The following is a 20,091-nucleotide window of genomic DNA, read 5'->3' on the forward strand; positions in this document are numbered from 1 at the left end:
TAGCTCATCGTTTTAAAAAGCCCGCTTTTAAGCGGGCTTTTTAGTTTGCGGGAATCACATATTTACTGCTATTAATTTTTAGCTCTAGTGATCCTCTGCCACTTGTAAATTGTTCTCTGCTTTCATACGAGATACTTCGATCTCTTCCGCAAAAATCTCATGGATGCCGAAACGGTAACTGTCAGTACTGTTTGCCGCATGGGTACCGCCCGGAATCGTTGTAAATGCAATGCGCCAGGGAATGTTCTCTCGTTCTTTCCAGTGCTTATGCCAGGAGAGTGCATCATTGCGTAGGTTTGGCATGTCTTTAGAGCCACTGGTTACTACCAGAGTCAGATCCTCTCTTGTCGCTTGTACAGGTTCCCTATGGAAAAACTCCTGCTGTGGAAGAAAGGTGGCGTTACTAGCTATCAAGCCTTGAAATAAGTCGGGCTTAGTAAAGGCCGTGTACAGTACAAAATGCCCCCCGCGGCTTTGACCGAAGAGAACCCGTTGCTGAGGGTCTACCGCGTAGCGGCTTTCAACTGCTGGCAAGAGCTCCTGCTCTAGAAAGTTGAGAAACTGTGCTGCACCGCCGTACTTAAGTGTGTCACTGTCACTGGGTAGCGAAAAGTCAAAACTGCGATGATTGATCTCGGGTTTAAATGATCCGTATGCAATACCTACGATAATCGCCTCGGGGGCGTAATCGTCGTAATGCATAAACAGGTGATTAGTAGCCAAAATTGGGAACAGGGAATCCCCATCGAGGAGATAAATTACCGGGTAAGTTGTATCCTCGTTTGAATTGTAGCCCTCAGGCAGGCGAGTATAGATATGGTAGGGGCGCCCAATAATCGTTGAATCCAACTTAAAGTAGTCCCCTTTCAGGGCAGGCAAAAACTCGAGTGGTTGGGAATGATTTTCAGGAGAAGAGTTACTTTGGTGGTTAGCAGGGCAGCCACTTAGCAGTCCGGTTGCTAGTAGCGTTGATAGAAAACGAATAAGGGGCTTTTTCATCGAGTCTCCTATACTAACGGTGGGATTCATTGGTTGACTAGGTCTCTACTTATATTCTCAAGTGGGGTGCTAATGAGCAATATAAAGCTTGCTTCTGGTAGAGATTTCCCTTCCATAAAGGTACAGCGACTTGGCGGAGGTGAGTTGGTGCTGGGGAAGCCCGACGGTAGTTTTCATTGGCAGATGGTAGTCGCTTACCGAGGTAAGCACTGCCCTCTTTGTACCAAGTATTTGCGTGTATTGAGTGTGCTACTACCCCGCTATCATGCGGAGGGTATTGACGTGGTTGCTGTCTCTGCCGATACCGAGGAAAAAGCTTCTCTGCATATGGAAACAATTCAGCCGGGATTTACTATCGGTTACGGTTTATCAATACCCCAAATGCAGCAGCTTGGGCTCTATATTTAAAAACCCCGCTCCCCAGAAGAAACAGACAGGTCCTTTGCTGAACCGGGTGTTTTTGTCATCAACGAATCAGGAAGGCTGCAAATAGTCGATATTTCCAATGCACCTTTTGCAAGGCCTGACTTGCAAACGCTATTGGTGGGTATCGAGTTTATTCGAAATCCTGATAATCATTACCCAATTAGGGGAACATATTAGGAGTTTTTAAATACACAGCTAACTTGGGGAGACTGCTTTTTGGATTAAAAGTTCATAGTAAAGTTAGAGGTCTTGAATTTAAGGGGGAGGGTAGTGATGAACGCTTTGCTATCTAAAGTTAATGATTCCAAGCTTACTCTAATTGCTAGTAGAAAATTTATATTTATTGATGGCCTTAACAAAAAACTATATCTGTTTATGGTAGAGAGATTATTACTCAGTATCAATTTCTCGATAAAGCGTTGGTTACCCTACATGATTGGTGGTCTCTGGATCAGGGAGTTAATATCTATCTGCTCTCTAGAGGGGGAGTTGTGGATTTTACTTTGAATTCGGATGTCGACTTGTGGGGAGGTTTGGATGACGTAAAAGTTATCTAGCCGAATACTATTTGCTTTGCCGAATTCTTTGCGCTGGCGACTGCGCTGCTATGAGTGAGCAAAGCCGATTTTTATATCTTTCTACGCCTTTTGGCTTTTGGTGGTATCGAAACTTATTTCATTCCTGATTTTCATTGCAGCGTCTCAAGTGAATCGTATATATAAATATCAGGCGGCGAATCTGTAAATGTCTATTTCCTAAGCAAGAAAACAGGTGTTTAGCCTGTTATCTTACTTTTATTCAATGGAATTAAGCTTCTTTGTCAGATTCTTGAAACGATAGCTTCAATATGAATGGCTCATTTAGAAGTTGTTCAGTTCTTCCCGCAGATCGACCTCTAGCTCCTCTGAGTTAGTAATCCATACGCTTTTATCCGACGCAGGAAACACACCTATTTCAATGCCGTCACCTTTTAAGCCGGAAAGCCACTTCTTTAAAAACTGTGGTAAGGGAATACTTTTAGGGGTGAGGCCTGCTTCATTCTCAGCATAGGCTTGGGCAAATTCAGCGCTTGGCCATACTGGTAGATATTCAAAGCCACCGTCTTCATCGGTGTGTATTTTAAGAAAGCAATTTTGGCTATCGATCAGTATCCAGATCTCCCGCTCTTCTCCGGCTATGCTCAGGAAATACTCATAGCGATCTTCACAGCTCAAGGTAGCAATATCGTTCAAATCAGGGGTGTTCATAGAGAATTCACAATCATAAATTTAAGACGGGCGGCTACGACAGACAGCGTCTTCTTGGGGGTTGAGTGCAGCTAGTATGAGTTATTATGCGCCAATTTTGAATCTTGTCCAAACTGTTTAACCTATTGATAGGCGTCAATGGTGATCTATAAGGGCTTTAGTGGAACATAAATCTAGTTTGAGGGAGGTAGTAAGAATAGGGACTCACTATATGCTGTATTCCCAAAGTCACTATCTATACATGGTGATTGCTATTGTTATCTGACTGTACATATCTCAAAAACAATCCTCTCGATGTTTCACAAAGGCCTCTTGAGCACATCTTATTTGGCTTTTCCCCCTGTTTATTTAGGTTCTCCCCCGTTCACAGCTTTCTTCTAGAACACTTTCCTTCTACCCCCTAACTTTGAGGTTTTATTTAGGTAAGGTAGTTAACATGGAAAATCAAAGACAAGTATCAAGTCATCAAAGCAAAATTAATGTACTACTAGCATTAAGCGTACTTTTTTTGGGCGGCTTAATGGGGCTTAAGAGGGATACAGTTGAGTTTGAAGAGATTTTTGTCGAGCGAATCAATATTGTAGAAAAGAACGGATTAAATCGTATGGTTCTAGCAAACTCAGATAAGGCGCCAGGGGTCGAAAGGTATGGGCGAGAGGTATTTCGATCAAAGTCCTCTAGGCCTGGGATGATTTTTTACAATGATGAGGGGACTGAAAATGGGGGATTTATATTTCGAGGAAGTCAGGACGGTGGTATAACTAACCATGGGTTACATCTATCTTTTGATAGATATAATCAAGATCAAACTCTAATGGTGCAACACATTGAAAGTTCTGATTATATGGTCACGGGCCTTACAGTAATGGACCGTCCTGATCAGGATATGGATTTTGATCTGTCTAAGGAGTTTAGTGAGGCTAAAAGGCTTGGCGATAAAGAGCGAATAGCATGGTTAACAAAGCGGTATAAAGAAGAAAAGCTTGGCGGGACTAGAAGGGCTTTTTACGGTACCCTAAATGGTGATTCGAAGCTTCAGCTAAATGATATTGATGGAAACAAACGTATTCAGCTAATGGTTACCAAAGATGGTGAGGCAAAATTAGAGTTTCTCGATGTCAATGGTCAGGTTATTATGCGTCTTCCGCAGTAAATAAATAAGTAAAGTATAAAGATGAGCAAGGCAGCCATTATTTTTTTGACGACGTGTTTCTCAATTTTGGTTGTCTTGTACTCTGCTACAATAAAAGCTACTCCGGGAAATGCCATCGTTATACATTATGATGCACCAATTTGGATTGTATTGCAGTGCTTTCTCTCTCAATGGTTATCGTTGAAAGTATATGGCACGTTAATACCAAGTAAAAAAGAGGATAATATATCCATCCAATTCTTCCTTGCAGTTTTTGTAATTAGCGGCTTTATCTACCTTTTCCTGGCAATATTTCTTACTTTGTCTTTGGAGCTGTTCTTTGGTATCCAGGAGATAGATAAAAGACATGTGTCCTTACTTGCGTTGAGTTTGATTTTTTTACATGTTTTAAATTGTGGTGCAGTTATTTCCTTTAAGCTAATTAAAGGGGTTAATGAGCAACGTCTAGATTTGGAGAGAGTGCAAAAGTTACTTTTGGAGAAGCAGCTTGAAGCCATGCAGCAGAAGCTGGATCCTCATTTCTTATTTAATAATCTTAATGTTCTGTCGGCACTTATAGGTTCCAATCCTGAGATAGCTGATGAGTTTCTAGATAAATTTACAAATATCTATCGCTATGTCTTAGAGTGTCAAGATTTCAAAACGATAAGTCTTGATCGTGAAATTACTTTTGCAATGGATTATATGTCATTGGTGGAGCAAAGGTTTTCTCATGCGTACAAATTAGATGTTGAATGTAGAAGAAATACTTTATATCAACATGTAACTTTACCTTGCTCTCTTCAGTTGGCGCTGGAAAATGTAATCAAACATAACCAGGGGGATAGGGAGAATCCTTTATGGGTTAAAGTAATAGTGACTGATCACTGGCTTGAGGTGAGAAATAAAATAAGGCCAAAAGTTACAACGGTTCCTTCGGGAAAGTTAGGACTAATAAACCTGAGGAAAAGATCGGAGATGATCCTAGGTAGGTCAATAGAAGTCATGCAAAAGGATGGTGAATTCATGTTGCGCCTTCCACTAGCCTGTAACTAATGTAATCATTCGATGAATATTCTATTGATTGAGGATGAGCCGTTAACGGCCGAGAAACTAAAGAACTATATACTGAAGTATAACTCTCAAGCCAAAATCTTGGGTCCGTTGGATAAGGTTGAAAAGGTTCGGAGATTTTTCCTGGAGGAAATCGAGTTAGATCTTATATTCTCAGATATAGAGCTGCTCGATGGGCCGGTGTTTCACGTGTTGAGTGAGATTGATTTACCCTGCCCGGTTATATATACCACCGCCCATGATTCCTATTGGATGAATGCTTTTCAAAATATGGGAATTGAATATTTACTTAAGCCATATTCTTACAAGCGTTTTACCGGTGCTATGCTGTCTTTCGAGCAGTTAAAGAGTAGTTTTTCAGATAAAAATTATGCCAAGGAAGAGCCGGCTGGCGGCGCTGGATTTAGATATAGATTTCTATTGAGAAAGGGCAGAGGTGTAGAGGTTTTATGGGTAGAAGATATTATTTGCCTAAGGGCTGAGCAAGGAATTATTGTTGCGCACGATAAAAAAGGGATGATTCACCCGTTAGTGCAACAGTCGGTGACTGATCTTGAGTCCCAGCTGAACCCTCAAAAATTTATTCGAATCAATCGTAGCGATATTGTCAATATCCAGTATGTGCAGCGCTTTGAGGCTTACGGTAAAGACACTCTCGCCGTTCATCTCTCAGGTTTGAACGAACCTCTCATAACTAGCAAGACAAGAAGTTCTGCTTTTCGGCGCTGGCTTGATAGTTAAACTTAGGCAGAAGTATTTGTGGGGTGAATACTAGGGAGAACCTTCAGCAGGCTATTATTAGGATAAAAAAAACGGGCATCAAGCCCGTTTTCAATACTTCTCTTCCTGTGAGCGACTACTTTCTCCTTTTTTAGTAATTCGCTTACCAGGAGGCGCTTACCACTGTAGTGCGCCACCGGTTTGATATTCAATAACCCGGGTTTCGAAGAAGTTTTTCTCTTTGCGCAGGTCCATGATTTCAGACATCCACGGGAATGGATTCTGGGCACCTGGGAACTGCTCTTTCAAGCCCAGCTGGCTGAGGCGGCGGTTGGCGATAAACTGGAGGTATTCCTCCATCATGTTCGCATTCATACCGAGCACACCGCGGGGCATGGTATCGCGGGCGTAGGCGACCTCGAGTTCCATACCTTCGAGAATCATTTGGGTTACTTCCTGTTGGAATTCTGCAGTCCACAGGTGTGGGTTTTCCAGCTTGATCTGGTTGATCACGTCGATGCCGAAGTTAAGATGCATAGACTCATCACGCAGAATGTACTGGAACTGTTCGGCAACCCCCGTCATTTTGTTACGGCGACCCATAGACAGTATTTGGCTGAAACCGCAGTAGAAGAAGATGCCTTCGGTGACGGCGTAGAAGGCGATCAGGTTGCGCAGCAGCTCCTGGTCGGATTCAACAGTGCCGGTTTTGAAGTTGGGATCACCGATTGCCTGGGTATGGGAAAGGCTCCAGGCTGCTTTCTTGGCAACTGCAGGCACTTCGCGGTACATATTGAAGACTTCACCTTCATCCATGCCCAGGGACTCAACACAGTACTGGTAGGCGTGAGTGTGGATAGCTTCTTCAAAAGACTGGCGCAGCAGGTACTGGCGGCACTCCGGGTTGGTGATATGGCGGTAGATCGCCAGCACCAGATTGTTGGCAACCAGGGAGTCTGCGGTGGAAAAATAACCGAGGGAATACTCCACGATGCGACGCTCATCCTCGGTGAGACCGTTAGGGTCTTTCCACATGGACACGTCTTTGTTCATGTTGATTTCCTGGGGCATCCAGTGATTGGCACAGCCATCCAGGTACTTTTGCCAGGCCCAGTCGTATTTAAAGGGCACTAACTGGTTGAGGTCAGCGCGGCAATTGATAATACGCTTTTCATCCACCTGGATACGGGCTGCGCCCATTTCCAGTTCTTCCAGGCCGGGAGCTGGGTCCATATTGGCAACTGTTGCCCGTGCAGCTTCAACAGCTGTGGAGCCACTTTGGGCCGCAGGCGACGCCGGAGTGGCTGTGGGAGCTGTTGCTTCCGCTGTGTAAGAAGCACTGGGTTCTTGCACAGCTTTCGCCTGGGTCTCCGGCGCCGGTCGCGGTTCGGTTGCTTTCTCAGGTTGTTGGGGCTTTGTTTCGAAGTCGTCCCAGCTCAGCATAGTTGGCCCTTTTGATTGGTCTCGGTATCGAAAGTTCGATATTAATTTTCTTCAATCTTCCTGGCGCGATACTCGCAGGGAGGGGCCAGGGGTGATGTACCGGTTTTTTCCGGCAATAATTCTTTGGAGTAGGTATTTTCTACCTGCCCGGGCACAAAATTACTGTGCCAGATCAATTACTGCTTTGCTTTTTACCCGTATTTTTCCGGGTTTTAGAGCCTGGGAAGGCTGCTTGGGCAAAGGAGTTCCGATGCTTAAAGTCGGTGTATTACAGCAATTTTGTATTTTGCACTTTGGGAAAATTCCTGTTGCTTGCAGGTCGCAGACGATCCCCGGCCCGTAACTTCTTCCGGCTTTTTGGTACCGGGCGGGCCGGGGTCGCTGCGCATGGTCATGCCCGCACGTGCGGTTACGACGCTCTCCCCGAGAGTTAGTGCAGCCCCTTAAAAAAGGGGCAATAATTTTACTGACAGGCTTCGCAATCCGGGTCGTCCAGGGAGCAGGCCTGAGGTACCGCAGCTGGAACCGGTGCCGCCTGTTCAGCAGGCTCTGCAGCGGCCATGCCGTTACTTCCGTGTGCGCTTACCGCATTTAAGGTGCCGCTGTTTACGGTGGATTTCTCTGTGGTCGTGGCAGCCAGGGCGCGCAGGTAGTAAGTGGTTTTCAGGCCGCGGAACCACGCCATGCGATAGGTCAGATCCAGCTTCTTGCCATCGGCACCGGCAATATAAAGGTTCAGGGACTGGGCCTGGTCGATCCACTTTTGGCGACGGCTGGCGGCGTCCACAATCCAACGCGGTTCCACTTCAAACGCGGTGCGGTATTTCGCTTTCAGGTCTTCCGGTACGCGATCGATTTTCTGTACGGAACCCTCGTAGTATTTCAGGTCGTTAACCATGACCTGATCCCAAAGGCCGCGATCTTTCAGATCGTGTACCAGGTAGGGGTTCACTACGGTGAATTCGCCGGACAGATTCGATTTCACATACAGGTTTTGATAAGTCGGTTCGATCGACTGGGAAACCCCGGTGATATTGGCAATGGTCGCGGTAGGGGCGATCGCCATCACGTTGGAATTTCGCATACCCTGAGATTTTACTTTTTCGCGCAGGCCGTCCCAGTCCAGAGTGGAACTGGTGTCCTGTTCGATAAACTGCTGGCCGCGCTGCTCAGCCAGGATCTGGATAGAGTCCAGTGGTAGAACACCCTTGCTCCACAAGGAGCCTTCGTAGGTCTGGTACTTGCCGCGCTCGGCAGCCAGATCGCTGGAAGCGGAGATGGCTTCGAAACTGATCGCTTCCATGGTGTTGTCGGCGAAGGCGACGGCTTCGTCGCTGGCGTAGGCGATGCCGGCTTTGTACAGCGCATCCTGGAAGCCCATCAGGCCCATGCCTACCGGGCGGTGACGCATGTTGGACTGTCGTGCACTTTCAACCGCGTAGTAGTTGATGTCGATAACGTTATCGAGCATACGTACCGCGGTTTTTACGGTATTGGCCAGCTTGGTGCGGTCGAGTTCACCGTTCTCACCAATGTGTTGAGCCAGGTTGACGGAGCCCAGGTTACACACGGCGATTTCGTCGTCGGCCTTGGTGTTGAGAGTGATCTCGGTGCACAGGTTGGAGCTGTGTACCACACCGGCGTGCTGTTGCGGGCTGCGCAGGTTGCAGCTGTCTTTAAAGGTAATCCAGGGATGGCCGGTTTCGAACAGCATGCCCAGCATCTTGCGCCACAGGTCGAGTGCGCGGATTTTCTTGAACAGGCGCAGCTTGCCTTCGGCAGCCAGTTGTTCGTAGTGGTTGTAGCGCTCTTCGAATGCGGTGCCGAACAGGTCGTGCAGGTCCGGGCAATCCGCCGGGGAGAAGAGGGTCCATTCTTTGTCTTCGAACACGCGCTTCATAAACAGGTCGGGGACCCAGTTGGCGGTGTTCATATCGTGGGTGCGGCGGCGGTCGTCACCAGTGTTCTTGCGCAGCTCGAGGAATTCCTCGATATCCAGGTGCCAGGTTTCCAGGTAAGCACACACAGCGCCCTTGCGCTTGCCGCCCTGGTTGACTGCTACTGCGGTGTCATTGGCCACTTTCAGGAAGGGCACAACACCCTGGGACTTGCCGTTGGTGCCTTTGATATAGGAACCCAGGGAGCGCACTGGCGTCCAGTCATTGCCGAGACCGCCGGCCCACTTGGACAGCATGGCGTTATCGCGGATAGCACCGTAAATACCGTGCAGGTCGTCCGGTACCGTTGTCAGGTAGCAGGAGGACAGCTGCGGGCGCAGGGTGCCGGCGTTAAACAGGGTCGGGGTGGAGCTCATGTAGTCGAAGGAGCTCAACAGGTTGTAGAACTCTACCGCGCGCTCGTTCTTATTTTCTTCATTAATGCTGAGGCCCATGGCGACACGCATAAAGAAGATCTGCGGCAACTCAAAACGAATGTCATCGCTGTGCAGGAAGTAGCGGTCGTACAGGGTCTGCAGGCCCAGGTAGGTAAACTGGTGGTCGCGTTCGCCTTTTAAAGCTTCGCCGAGTTTTTCCAAGTCGAAGGTGGCCAGCGCCGGGTCCAGCAGGTCCAGTTCGATACCCTTTTCCACGTAGGTGGGCAGGGTGGAGGCGTAGAGCTTTTCCATCTCGTGCTGGGTGGCGCGCTCTGCAACACCAAGGAAGCGCAGGGCTTCTGAGCGCAGCTTGTCCAGCAGCAGGCTGGCAGTGGCAAAGGTGTAATTGGGCTCCTGTTCAACCAGGGTACGCGCAGTAATCACCAATGCGGTATTGATATCGTTTTCGGAAACACCGTCGTACAGGTTTTTCAGCGCTTCACTGAGGATGGCGTCGGCGTTTACATCCTTGAGGCCCTCACAGGCTTCACTGACAACAGTGCGCAGGCGCTCCATATCCAGGGGGACAAGGCTGCCATCGTCGAGTTTTACACGAATACTGGGGTGGGCATCGATAGCTTGCTCAGTTTGCTGAGCGGTTTTCACTTTCTCAGCGCGCAGACGGGCGTGCTCTTCGCGGTAAAGTACATAGTCGCGCGCAACCTTGTGCTCGCCGGCGCGCATCAGGGCCAGTTCTACCTGGTCCTGAATTTCCTCGATATGAATCGTGCCGCCAGAAGGCATGCGGCGTTTGAAGGTAGAGCTGATCTGGCCAACCAGTTCTTCAACTTGTTCGTGGACACGGCTGGACGCAGCGGCGGTGCCGCCTTCAACAGCGAGAAAGGCCTTGGTAACGGCGACGGAAATTTTACTGTCGTCGTAGGGGACAACGGTACCATTGCGCTTAATTACGCGGATTTGTCCCGGTGCAGTAGCGGCCAGAGTGGTGCCGCCAGTAGCCTGGTCGCTTGAGGTGCCCGACTTTTCCGCAGGCACGGTTTGAGAGCGCCCTGTCTCTGTGTGCATGTAAATCTCCGAAAGGTTGTTTTGTTGTCTGTCCGCGTGTGTTCACTAGAACAGCGGCCACTGGACTACGTGGCATGTGCGGAGCGGGTCCATCGCATTCAGTAATTTCTCCCACTCTGTGGGGGATACTGGAAACAGGCGGCTTGATGACCGGCGCACAGTTAAGGTCTGCCGGCTGCTGCCTGCGGCGGATAATTCCTTTCCGCCCGCTTACCTCTGATTCTGCTTTGAAAAAAGCAGCGTCTGACGCCCACCGCCAAAAAGTGTGGCAAGGCGCCGGAATTTGCCCCTTGAATTGGGGATGCCCTTAGCCCTCTACCCCAATATATAGGGGTACGGCCTCGAGTGCGCTACAAGATAATGCGGTAGGCGGGTCAGTTCAAGGCGAATAACTTTGTAGTTGTTTGTGGATAAATTGTGGGTAGGCTGGTTGAGTCAGTAGCCACTTCCGCGGCAGAGCCCGCCATAGCTGGGCTGCATGGGATTAGGCACTTCGGGAGTGGGTTAAATACAAGCTCTTACAATTTTTTTTAATAGCGAAGGCGTTCTAAATTAACAACGGCAATAACCATTTTTATATGACCGTAATTTGAGCAAATTGGTACTAAGATGATCAACTTTGTGGCGTGAATTTAATGTTGGCGCGGGCTTGTTTATTAGGTATGCATTGGTGAATATTTATCTAAATAATGAATTTAGTGTCACAAGTGTGAGCAGCTAGATGAATTATGCGTTACGTGACAGGGACCGAGATAAAGTGGCTGGGCATTTCCGGTCGATTGGTGGCAGTGGATGGTTGTTCAAGGTGGCCGGTATTGCGAAATGATGCGCAACCGGCCGGCGCAAAAAATACTCAGGCGCTGTACTCCTGAAGAAACTCCATCAATGCTTTCTGTGCATGTAAGCGATTCTCTGCTTCGTCCCAGACAACGGAGATGCTTTCATCTTCCAGCAGCTCGGCACTTACTTCCTCGCCGCGATGGGCAGGCAGGCAGTGCATAAAAACTGCGTTGCTTTTGGCGTAGCTCATCAGTTCATGGTTTACCTGGAAGTTGTCAAAAGCCTTGGTGCGTACCTGCTGTTCCGTTTCCTGTCCCATCGAGGCCCAGACATCAGTGCTAACCCAATCGGCTGTACGCACCGCCTCTACAGGGTTGTGCACAACTTTTACCCGGTCGCCAGCGGCGGCGACTATTTCGGCATCCGGTTCATAGCCTTGGGGGCAGGCGATCCGCAGCTCAAAGTCGCACAGGCGAGCGGCATTGATGTAGGAGTGGCACATGTTATTGCCATCGCCTACCCAGGCTACCACCTTGCCCGAGGGGCTGCCTCGATGCTCGACAAAAGTCTGGATATCGGCGAGAAGCTGGCAGGGGTGATAACTGTCAGACAGGGCATTAATGACTGGTACCCGTGAATGGGCGGCAAAGAGCTCCAGAGTCTTATGGCCAAATGTGCGGATCATCACCATATCTACCATGCGTGAAATCACCCGCGCACTGTCCTCAATGGGTTCTCCGCGTCCAAGTTGGGTATCCCGCGGTGACAGGAATAGGGCGCTGCCGCCCATTTGCGCCATACCGGCCTCGAAGGAGACCCGTGTACGGGTGGAAGATTTTTCAAAAATCATTCCCAGTACCTTACCCCGGAAAAGGTCAGTGGTTATGCCCTGGCTGCGCAGTGTTTTTAGCTCGATTGCGCGCTCAATAATTTGTTTTAGTTCCTTTGAGGACAGATCCATTAGGGTGAGGAAATGTCTGGTTGCCATAAGCTGCTCTCCTTAATTGGTGCTTCAGACTGCTTGCAGCGCAAATTGTTGAATCAAGGTGCTGATATCACCTGCCAACTGCTGGCACTCGGCGTCGGTGAGGGTGAGAGGTGGTAATAGTCGGAGTACATTGCCTGCTGTCACGTTAATCAGGATTCCATATGCTCGGGCCTGCTCAACCAGTTCTGAGCAAGGATGTTCCAGCTCTATACCGATCATCAGGCCGAGACCGCGAATTTCCAACACTGCAGGGCAGTCTTGTAGTTGCAGTTGCAGAGACTGCATTAGCTGTGTGCCAAGCTTTTCGGCACGTTCAAGTAACCACTCACTTTCCAGTGCTTCCAATACTGCGAGGCTGGCGCGACAAGCTAAAGGGTTACCGCCAAAGGTGGAGCCGTGACTGCCGGCGGTAAACAGGCTTGCAGCTTTCCCTCGGGCCAGGCAAGCGCCGATAGGTACCCCGTTTCCCAGTCCTTTGGCTGTGGTCAGTACGTCCGGGACTATACCCGCGTGCTGGTAGGCAAACATCCTGCCGCTACGGCCGTTGCCAGTCTGTATTTCATCCAGCATTAGCAGCCAGTCATGTTGGTCACATAGCATGCGTAGTTTTGGCAGGTAATCTGCAGCGGGTACACGGATTCCGCCCTCGCCCTGAATCGGCTCCACCAGCACGGCGACGATATCGTCATACTGTTCGGCCAGGTGTGTAACTGCGTCAATATTATTAAACGGGACCCTTAAAAAACCCTCTGGCAGGGGGGCAAAACCCTGTTGGACTTTTTCATTGCCTGTTGCTGTGAGGGTCGCGAGGGTACGGCCGTGGAAAGCCCCCTCCATCACAATAATGCGCGGTGTTGATAGTCCGCGTTCGTTGCCAAGTTTACGCGCTAACTTGATTGCGGCCTCGTTGGCCTCCGCCCCGGAGTTGGAAAAGAATACGTTGTCCATGCCCGACATATATACCAGTCGATCGGCCAGCTGCTGCTGTGCCGGAATGTTATATAGGTTGGAGACGTGCAACAGGGTATTGGCCTGGTCCTGAATGGCCTCGGTTACCTTAGGATGGCAGTGTCCCAAGCCGCATACGGCGATGCCGGAAATAGCGTCCAGGTATCGTCGACCCTCGTTATCCCACACATAGTTGCCTTCCCCCTGACCAGTGTCAGGGTTCTCTCGCCATAGTTGTCCATCAGTGTGGGGGTGCTCACTGCGGGTTCTCCTTAATTCCAGGTCATCGGCTTCAAAATCTTTGCCGCAGAAAATTTTGTATTGGTGTGTTCATTCCGCATCTATTACGGATTTGACAATACTACCACAAGCTTTGTGTCGCGTGTGCTATCCATTTGAGATAGCCAAGCGGGCGATATTTCAGGTAAGACATGGCGTTTTTTTGCTTCGATCTGGGCTGTGGGTACTTATTCCTCCCTGCGCTGGGGTACAATACCGGCCCGTGCGCAATGGCTGGGTGCCGATGCGGAACACACGATCATTTTTTGCTTCTACCACCTGAGGTTTCTCAAGCTTATGGATACACTGGAGAACATCAAACAGCAGATTGCTGACAACGCCATCCTGCTTTACATGAAAGGTAGCCCTAACGCCCCCCAGTGCGGCTTTTCCATGCGTGCTTCCCAGGCGATGATGGCCTGCGGTAAGCGCTTTGCTTATGTGGATATCCTATCTAACCCGGATATTCGTGCCGAATTGCCGAAATATGCCAACTGGCCGACTTTCCCTCAGCTGTGGGTAAAAGGAGAGTTGATTGGTGGCTGTGACATCATTATGGAGATGTACGAGAACGGCGAGCTGAAAACCTTGATTGATGAGGCGTCAGCGGAGGGCGAAGGCGAAGGTTAACTTTCGCTTTTGTTCCAATGTTTCTGTCTGGCGAAAGCGACAGTGCATTGTGAGAAAAAAACCGCAGCGGAAACTGCGGTTTTTTTATGCCTGTGAGAAGACTTTAATTACTTGCCTGAGTGGCCGGCTGCAGTTTCCATTTGAGTTTGCAGGTAGTTTTGAATGCCAACTTTGTCGATCAACTCCAGTTGGGTTTCCAACCAATCTACGTGCTCTTCCTCAGACTCAAGGATTTTTTCCAGTAGCTCGCGGCTGCCATAATCGCGTACTGATTCGCAGTAAGCGATAGCTTCACGTAAATCGGGAATGGCTTTGGATTCGATTTTTAAATCACACTTGAGCATTTCCTCGGTGTTTTCACCGATTAGTAATTTACCCAGGTGCTGTAGATTCGGAATACCCTCCAGGAAAAGAATACGCTCGATCAGCCAATCGGCGTGTTTCATTTCATCGATGGATTCGTGGTATTCCTGCTTGCCAAGCTCTTTTAACCCCCAGTTGTCGTACATGCGAGCATGCAGAAAGTACTGGTTGATTGCCACAAGCTCATTGCCGAGCACTTTGTTTAAATGTTCGATAACCTTGGGATCGCCCTTCATAGCTTTTGCTCCTGTGGCCCTGCGAGCTCAATATGGCCAGCAGAGAATTCCTAATTGTTAGTCGCTGATAAGTAGAAATAAAAAGTTACTAAATAGGTTTAGTCACTAAAGTCTGCGGCTGACCGTTTTCCCACATATTATTTTAGGGTGGCAACTGCAATCCGGGCCGAGTTTGCGTTGCGATTTGCGGCAAGTCAAGGAAAAATATTTGTTGCAGAATGCAGGAAAAACAAGGGTTTAAACATTAATTTAGCCGAAAATCGCAACGAAAATGATTCCTGTTTAGGTTGCATATGTGGGAGATACTTAGTTGCAGATATAAATAAAAGTTGATTAAGGCGATAGGCCAATTAGAAAAGAAATGCGATTTTCAGGAAAGTGTAATTCGATAAATAGTAAAATATGCAGCGTAATTTATAAGGGGGCAAACTAGGTAGAGGCGCTCGGACCTGGTATTAACTTTTGCCTTAATGTTAATTGATCCCGAATTAATCCGTATGCTAGAAGAAGGGCTTAAGGCGGCATGGCCAGTGCGCGGGCTTGGTGTAATAGAGCGCAGTAGAATATGGAATTCAAATATTCGAATGTCAGGGCTGCTTTCACAGGCAGGAGTGTAAAGTTGAGAGAAGTTCCTACCAACTTATCGTGAAGTGACATTATTCACTAGGATGAGATCACTGACCGGTGGGGGTGAGTAGGGCAATAAGTAAAATACGTATATATAGATTGATTAACTTTTTACTGCAGGGCTATATCAGTGTAATTGCCACCCTATAGGTACCCAGTAGCACTAACTGCCTGAGATTGTGCTTGTATCCTGCTGCGAAGGTGCCAGAATTTTTCTCTTATGCCGTAGAGCCCATACCGCTAATGCTGTCGCCAGTCGCTAATTTCAGGTTGTTATCGTTTTGATCATGGAGGGTGAAATCAACCGGTTTTAAGTACCTATAGAATTAATGGCAATACTAAGCAGTTTTCCTCTCCCACAGGAGATAATCTATGCGTCGAGCCTAAATGCAAAGCGTGCCGAGCACCTGTGATAAAAATGTGATGATTCGGTGATCAATATTGGATATTTCCCCCTTAGCTTAAAGGAGGCTGTTTGGCCCTTTACTTATAAAAGCTCAGATTTTGGGGATAGCTATGAAAATAAAATCCATTCTCGGCACCTTGGCATTGGCCGCTATGGCGACGGGAGTTCAGGCACAAACCACTTCAGTAGTCGTTACGAATCTTACCCACGGCATCTATTTCACACCGCTGCTGGTTTCAGCCCATGTTGATGAGTTTCATCTGTTTGAAGTTGGCTCCGGTGCGAGCCCAGAACTGCAGATGATGGCCGAAGGCGGAGATATCAGCGGCCTTGCTGCCGCTGCCAGCGCAATGGGGGCAGTCAATATGGAAACAATGGGATTACTGGCTCCTGGCAGCAGCGTAGATATTGAGGCGTTTGACACCGGCAGTAATGGGTTTTTGTCTATCACCGCCATGTTGCTGCCAACTAATGATGGTTTTGTTGGGCTCGATGCCTGGGAAATTCCTACTGAACCCGGTAGCTATACCCTATATCTCAATGCCTATGATGCCGGCACCGAGGCTAACAATGAGTTAGTTGTTGAGGGCAGCGGTGCACCCTTTGTTGCAGGTATTCCAGCCAGCCCTGATGGTAATGGTGGTGTCGGAGGTACTGGTGTCACCTCAGAAGAAGTTAACCAACTGATTCATATTCACCGTGGCAACGTTGGTGATACCGACCCGGATGCTGGTAACAGCGATCTGGATGCGCGCATTCACCGCTGGCTTAACCCAGTAGCCAAGGTTGTTGTAACGGTTCAGTAAGTAAGCCAACGGGAGAAATCATTATGAATAAAACCAAGTTGGGCTCCTTACTGTTGCCTCTGGCCATCACGGCCTTGCTGGCCGGCTGTAGCAATGATAATAACAGCCGCTCCAACGCGACAGATAATCCTGCACCGGCCCCTGACCCCGTTACTATGGGGTTTGAGATAACAGTAACCAATTTAACCCACAATCAGCCGCTGTCGCCGGTGGCAATAGTGGCCCACGATAGTGCCTTGCATGGCTGGGTCGTTGGTGAGCCCTCCAGTGCTGGTCTCGAGTTGCTCGCTGAAGGTGGTGACAATAGCGAATTCAGGATGGAACTGGAGGATTCCGGCGGTTTCGCTTCAATGAGTGCGGAAGCACCGCTTGGTCCCGGTGCCAGTGAAAGCCTCAGCCTGGAATTTGCTGAACAAGAAGAGGTGCTGCTGACGATTGCCACCATGCTGGTCAATACCAATGATGCGTTTAGCGGTATTACTCGAATTGATGTGTCATCCCTGGCGGTGGGTGATTCTTTACAGCGCCTGGCTCCGATATATGATGCGGGTACTGAATTCAATAGCGAGCTGGTGGGTACTATCCCAGGCCCCGCCGATGGTGGTGAGGGTTTTAACGTAGAGCGGGAGGATGTGAATTTTGTTTCACGTCACCCTGGGGTTGTCAGTCGGGCAGATGGTTATGCTGAATCGACTTTGGATCAGTCTCATCGCTTTGATCAAACAGCCATGCTTCTGAGTATTACCCGAATAGAGTAACAATTACGCTGCTGGTGCGACAAATAGCCTGAGACCCGAGTACAACTCCTCCTCTGGGGGAGTTGCCAGGGGAAGAAGGCCAGAAATGGTGGGGCACGCATGAACAAGCGTATTCTGATAATCGAGGATGATCACGACATACTCCAATTGTTGTGCATGCATCTGGAGAGCTTAGGTTATTCGGTAACCGCCTGTGATAACGGTGAGCAGGGGCTGATGAGAGCCTTAAACCAGAAATTCAATTTGTTGCTGTTGGACCTGACGTTGCCGGGCCTGGATGGGGTGGAGATTTGCCGTCGCCTGCGTGATGTCGGTAGCGCCCTTCCAATTCTGATGCTCACCGCACGTAACTCTGAACTGGATCGGGTATTAGGGTTAGAGATGGGTGCCGATGACTACCTATCTAAACCGTTCGGTATGCGTGAGATGCAGGCACGGGTAAAAGCCTTATTGCGTCGCTCTGAATTCAATGCCCAAGTAAGTAGCAGAAACAACCAAATGATCACCTGTGGTCGCTTGCATATCGACTGTAGCAGGCGGCTCGTAAAGCTGGACTTACAGCCACTGGAATTAACTGCGCGGGAATTTGACCTTCTCTATTATCTCGCAAGTCACCCTGGTCGAGTGTTTCGGCGAACGCAAATTCTGGATGCAGTTTGGGGCTATCAACACAGTGGTTATGAGCATACCGTGAATTCCCATATCAATCGCCTGCGCAACAAGTTAGAGCAAAATCCTTCACAACCGGAATATGTACTGACAGTCTGGGGAGTGGGCTACAAATTCAATGATGCCATTATTGCGTGATGCTTTTTATCGCCGCCTGATCCTGTTGCTGCTTTGTAGTTTCATAGTTGTGGGGGTGTTTTTCTTGTTGCTTATGGGCTGTGTAGTTGCAGCCTACCAGAGTGAAGTAGCGCAAAACCTACACCGGGATTTAGCTCGACATCTGGCAGAGCAAAATGCACTTTTTGTCGATGGTCAGCCAGATAAAGAAGGTCTTTATCACCTATTTCACGACCTCATGGTATTGGGGCCAAACTTTGAATTCTACCTGTTGAGCCCTGAAGGCGAAGTCCTTGCTTATTCCGCCGAGCCGGCAAAGATAAAGCGTCAATTTATTGACCTTGACCCTATTCGGGTATTTCTAGATAGATCGACGGGTATTCAGCGAACAATTTACGGCCCAGACCCTCGTGATAGTGAGCGCCTAAAAGTATTTTCCGCAGCTCCAGTAGAGCGGGATGGCCAACTGCTAGGTTACATGTATGTCATTATTGGCAGTGAGCTATTTGACGATGTGGTTCAGGGAGTTTGGCAAAATCATCTGCTGCGCTGGGTGGCAGCGGTTTTTTTAGGATGCCTGATACTCAGCTTGATTGCCTCCCTATGGGTGTTTGCACTGCTTACCCGTCCTCTGCGAAAGCTCACTAGAGATATGCAGCATTTTCGCGCTGCCGGTCTGCAAGGGGATTTGCCATCAACCTCCTGGAATACTGAAGAGAATGACTTGGTTCAACGCCTTGGAAGTGCTTTCAATGAATTGTCTACATCGTTAAAGCAGCAGTATCAGAGTATAAAGACCATCGATGAAATGCGTCGTGAATTACTGACCCATATTTCTCATGACCTGCGTACACCGCTCTCATCGTTACAAGGGTACCTGGAAACCTGGCTGATCCGGCGCGAAGAGCTAAACCCGGATGACAGCCGGCATTATGTGGAAACGGCTTATCGCAGTAGTAAGAAAGTGAATCGGCTAGTGGAGCAACTGTTTGAATTGGCATGCCTGGAAAGTGCTGATGTGCCGATGAAGATAGAGCGGGTTGTACTGGCTGAATTAATTCAGGACGTACTGCAAAAATTTACTATAAAAGCGCTCGAGCAGGGTGTGCACGCAGCGGTAATACCACAGGATTCAAGTATCGTCGTCTATGGTGATATTGAAAAGCTGGAACGGGTTTTCTCCAACCTGGTAGAAAATGCCCTGCGTCACTGTGGCTCGGGTGATGAGATTATCGTGCAGCTGCGGCCACACGGTGACCAGGTCTCAGTGAGTGTGAAGGATAGTGGCATGGGGATTCCCGTTGATGACCTGCCTAATATCTTCGACGCACACTATCGGGCTGCTAATAGCAAGAAAAGCAGCCGTGGGCTGGGAGGACTTGGGCTTGCAATCACCAAAAGACTGTTGGCTTTGCATCGAGCCGATATTTACGTGCGTAGCAGGGAAAACTTTGGCACCGCTTTTGAATTTCAGCTGCACCGCCGTTGGGGCGCGCCATGCGGTCATATGGAAGAGTCGGACTATTGAGCGCAGATTGAGAGAGAAGAAGTGGAGTGGCGATCGCCAAGGGGGCGATCGCAGGTCGAAAGAAGAAATCAGTTGGCGGAGTAAAACAATCCGTTGTTGGCAGAGTTAATCATTCCTCCGCTCATGGTCTCGTCGATGATCTCTTTGGTCTGTTCTGCACAGCGGCCACACTGAGAGGAGACACCCAGTTGGCGCCTCAACGCCTTAACAGAAGTGGAGCCATCATAGACTGCCTCTTTGATTTGGCGGTCGGTTATACCTTTACAGATACATACATACATCGTTGTGGGCTCTGGTCGATTTCTGTTCAATATTAGACTTATGTAAATCCTATTGCAATTGAGAATGAGTGTCAATAAGATTTCAGAAAGAGTGTAATTTAGTCACTTTGATCTTTTTTTACTCCTGCTGATGGGTATTCCTTCCCTTTTGTGGTTCAGTTCACGCATAGCCATTCTGCTATCAGGCTGATTTAAAAAATTTATGGGCCTGTAATAGGTGGGTGTGTATCATAG

At 48.6% G+C, this 20,091-nt stretch carries 16 protein-coding genes and 1 pseudogene; 9 read left to right on the forward strand and 8 right to left on the reverse strand.

Annotated features, from left to right (window positions below; genetic code table 11):
• Positions 1 to 84: 84 nt before the first annotated feature.
• Positions 85 to 999, reverse strand: coding sequence for an alpha/beta hydrolase (locus P3339_RS05985; RefSeq protein ID WP_282952712.1), 915 nt, complete (start codon positions 997 to 999; stop codon positions 85 to 87).
• A 72-nt stretch (positions 1,000 to 1,071) separates the two neighbouring features.
• Here P3339_RS05985 and P3339_RS05990 point away from each other — a divergent pair, with 72 nt between their 5' ends.
• Positions 1,072 to 1,407: a redoxin domain-containing protein gene (locus P3339_RS05990; protein ID WP_282952713.1), complete on the forward strand. Its 336-nt coding sequence runs from the start codon at positions 1,072 to 1,074 to the stop codon at positions 1,405 to 1,407.
• Between the two features lie 878 nt (positions 1,408 to 2,285).
• Here P3339_RS05990 and P3339_RS05995 read toward each other — a convergent pair.
• A complete protein-coding gene (locus P3339_RS05995) occupies positions 2,286 to 2,672 on the reverse strand; it encodes a DUF2750 domain-containing protein (protein WP_020412710.1) in 387 nt (128 codons plus the stop codon).
• 436 nt (positions 2,673 to 3,108) lie between these two features.
• Between P3339_RS05995 and P3339_RS06000 the strand changes: the two genes are divergently transcribed.
• Genes P3339_RS06000 through P3339_RS06010 form a run of 3 tightly spaced genes read left to right on the forward strand, consistent with a single transcriptional unit; the run spans position 3,109 to position 5,619 of the window.
• A complete protein-coding gene (locus P3339_RS06000; protein ID WP_020412711.1) occupies positions 3,109 to 3,825 on the forward strand; it encodes a hypothetical protein in 717 nt (238 codons plus the stop codon).
• 21 nt (positions 3,826 to 3,846) lie between these two features.
• A complete protein-coding gene (locus tag P3339_RS06005; RefSeq protein ID WP_282952714.1) occupies positions 3,847 to 4,860 on the forward strand; it encodes a sensor histidine kinase in 1,014 nt (337 codons plus the stop codon).
• A 12-nt stretch (positions 4,861 to 4,872) separates the two neighbouring features.
• Positions 4,873 to 5,619 (forward strand): LytR/AlgR family response regulator transcription factor, encoded by a 747-nt coding sequence (locus P3339_RS06010; RefSeq protein WP_282952715.1) that lies wholly within the window; start codon positions 4,873 to 4,875, stop codon positions 5,617 to 5,619.
• A 156-nt stretch (positions 5,620 to 5,775) separates the two neighbouring features.
• On the opposite strand, the gene P3339_RS06015 is transcribed toward P3339_RS06010, so the two are convergent.
• From P3339_RS06015 to P3339_RS06030, 4 genes and pseudogenes are all read right to left on the reverse strand, one after another.
• Positions 5,776 to 7,041 (reverse strand): ribonucleotide-diphosphate reductase subunit beta, encoded by a 1,266-nt coding sequence (locus tag P3339_RS06015; protein ID WP_020412714.1) that lies wholly within the window; start codon positions 7,039 to 7,041, stop codon positions 5,776 to 5,778.
• A 463-nt stretch (positions 7,042 to 7,504) separates the two neighbouring features.
• Positions 7,505 to 10,441 carry a ribonucleoside-diphosphate reductase subunit alpha gene (locus tag P3339_RS06020; protein ID WP_020412716.1) on the reverse strand — a complete coding sequence of 979 codons (2,937 nt, stop codon included), beginning with the start codon at positions 10,439 to 10,441 and terminating at the stop codon, positions 7,505 to 7,507.
• Between the two features lie 853 nt (positions 10,442 to 11,294).
• On the reverse strand, positions 11,295 to 12,209 hold the full coding sequence (gene argF / locus P3339_RS06025) for an ornithine carbamoyltransferase (RefSeq protein ID WP_282952716.1): 915 nt from the start codon (positions 12,207 to 12,209) through the stop codon (positions 11,295 to 11,297).
• A 24-nt stretch (positions 12,210 to 12,233) separates the two neighbouring features.
• Positions 12,234 to 13,417: pseudogene (locus P3339_RS06030) on the reverse strand (aspartate aminotransferase family protein).
• Between the two features lie 316 nt (positions 13,418 to 13,733).
• On the opposite strand from P3339_RS06030, the gene grxD reads away from it, so the two are divergent.
• Positions 13,734 to 14,066 carry a Grx4 family monothiol glutaredoxin gene (gene grxD / locus P3339_RS06035; RefSeq protein WP_026305012.1) on the forward strand — a complete coding sequence of 111 codons (333 nt, stop codon included), beginning with the start codon at positions 13,734 to 13,736 and terminating at the stop codon, positions 14,064 to 14,066.
• Between the two features lie 107 nt (positions 14,067 to 14,173).
• On the opposite strand, the gene bfr is transcribed toward grxD, so the two are convergent.
• Positions 14,174 to 14,665, reverse strand: a complete 492-nt coding sequence (gene bfr, locus P3339_RS06040) for a bacterioferritin (RefSeq protein WP_020412720.1) — start codon at positions 14,663 to 14,665, stop codon at positions 14,174 to 14,176.
• A gap of 1,143 nt (positions 14,666 to 15,808) precedes the next feature.
• On the opposite strand from bfr, the gene P3339_RS06045 reads away from it, so the two are divergent.
• The 4 genes from P3339_RS06045 (at position 15,809) to P3339_RS06060 (ending at position 19,576) form a co-directional block, all read left to right on the forward strand.
• A complete protein-coding gene (locus tag P3339_RS06045) occupies positions 15,809 to 16,504 on the forward strand; it encodes a spondin domain-containing protein (protein ID WP_020412721.1) in 696 nt (231 codons plus the stop codon).
• 23 nt (positions 16,505 to 16,527) lie between these two features.
• Positions 16,528 to 17,262, forward strand: coding sequence for a spondin domain-containing protein (locus P3339_RS06050; RefSeq protein ID WP_282952717.1), 735 nt, complete (start codon positions 16,528 to 16,530; stop codon positions 17,260 to 17,262).
• 99 nt (positions 17,263 to 17,361) lie between these two features.
• On the forward strand, positions 17,362 to 18,069 hold the full coding sequence (locus P3339_RS06055; RefSeq protein ID WP_282952718.1) for a response regulator transcription factor: 708 nt from the start codon (positions 17,362 to 17,364) through the stop codon (positions 18,067 to 18,069).
• Positions 18,050 to 19,576: a sensor histidine kinase gene (locus P3339_RS06060; RefSeq protein WP_282952719.1), complete on the forward strand. Its 1,527-nt coding sequence runs from the start codon at positions 18,050 to 18,052 to the stop codon at positions 19,574 to 19,576. Before P3339_RS06055 ends, P3339_RS06060 begins: the two co-directional genes overlap by 20 nt.
• A gap of 68 nt (positions 19,577 to 19,644) precedes the next feature.
• Here P3339_RS06060 and P3339_RS06065 read toward each other — a convergent pair whose 3' ends face one another.
• Positions 19,645 to 19,857 (reverse strand): bacterioferritin-associated ferredoxin, encoded by a 213-nt coding sequence (locus P3339_RS06065; RefSeq protein WP_020412725.1) that lies wholly within the window; start codon positions 19,855 to 19,857, stop codon positions 19,645 to 19,647.
• Positions 19,858 to 20,091 lie beyond the last annotated feature (234 nt).

The organism is Microbulbifer sp. MLAF003, assembly GCF_030012965.1.
Classification (GTDB): Bacteria; Pseudomonadota; Gammaproteobacteria; order Pseudomonadales; family Cellvibrionaceae; genus Microbulbifer; species Microbulbifer variabilis.

Coding starts and splice junctions, on each gene's coding strand:
- P3339_RS05985 (WP_282952712.1), bottom strand. CDS start 999: ATGAAAAAGCCCCTTATTCGTTTTCTATCAACGCTACTAGCAACCGGA.
- P3339_RS05990 (WP_282952713.1), top strand. CDS start 1,072: ATGAGCAATATAAAGCTTGCTTCTGGTAGAGATTTCCCTTCCATAAAG.
- P3339_RS05995 (WP_020412710.1), bottom strand. CDS start 2,672: ATGAACACCCCTGATTTGAACGATATTGCTACCTTGAGCTGTGAAGAT.
- P3339_RS06000 (WP_020412711.1), top strand. CDS start 3,109: ATGGAAAATCAAAGACAAGTATCAAGTCATCAAAGCAAAATTAATGTA.
- P3339_RS06005 (WP_282952714.1), top strand. CDS start 3,847: ATGAGCAAGGCAGCCATTATTTTTTTGACGACGTGTTTCTCAATTTTG.
- P3339_RS06010 (WP_282952715.1), top strand. CDS start 4,873: ATGAATATTCTATTGATTGAGGATGAGCCGTTAACGGCCGAGAAACTA.
- P3339_RS06015 (WP_020412714.1), bottom strand. CDS start 7,041: ATGCTGAGCTGGGACGACTTCGAAACAAAGCCCCAACAACCTGAGAAA.
- P3339_RS06020 (WP_020412716.1), bottom strand. CDS start 10,441: ATGCACACAGAGACAGGGCGCTCTCAAACCGTGCCTGCGGAAAAGTCG.
- argF (WP_282952716.1), bottom strand. CDS start 12,209: ATGGCAACCAGACATTTCCTCACCCTAATGGATCTGTCCTCAAAGGAA.
- grxD (WP_026305012.1), top strand. CDS start 13,734: ATGGATACACTGGAGAACATCAAACAGCAGATTGCTGACAACGCCATC.
- bfr (WP_020412720.1), bottom strand. CDS start 14,665: ATGAAGGGCGATCCCAAGGTTATCGAACATTTAAACAAAGTGCTCGGC.
- P3339_RS06045 (WP_020412721.1), top strand. CDS start 15,809: ATGAAAATAAAATCCATTCTCGGCACCTTGGCATTGGCCGCTATGGCG.
- P3339_RS06050 (WP_282952717.1), top strand. CDS start 16,528: ATGAATAAAACCAAGTTGGGCTCCTTACTGTTGCCTCTGGCCATCACG.
- P3339_RS06055 (WP_282952718.1), top strand. CDS start 17,362: ATGAACAAGCGTATTCTGATAATCGAGGATGATCACGACATACTCCAA.
- P3339_RS06060 (WP_282952719.1), top strand. CDS start 18,050: ATGATGCCATTATTGCGTGATGCTTTTTATCGCCGCCTGATCCTGTTG.
- P3339_RS06065 (WP_020412725.1), bottom strand. CDS start 19,857: ATGTATGTATGTATCTGTAAAGGTATAACCGACCGCCAAATCAAAGAG.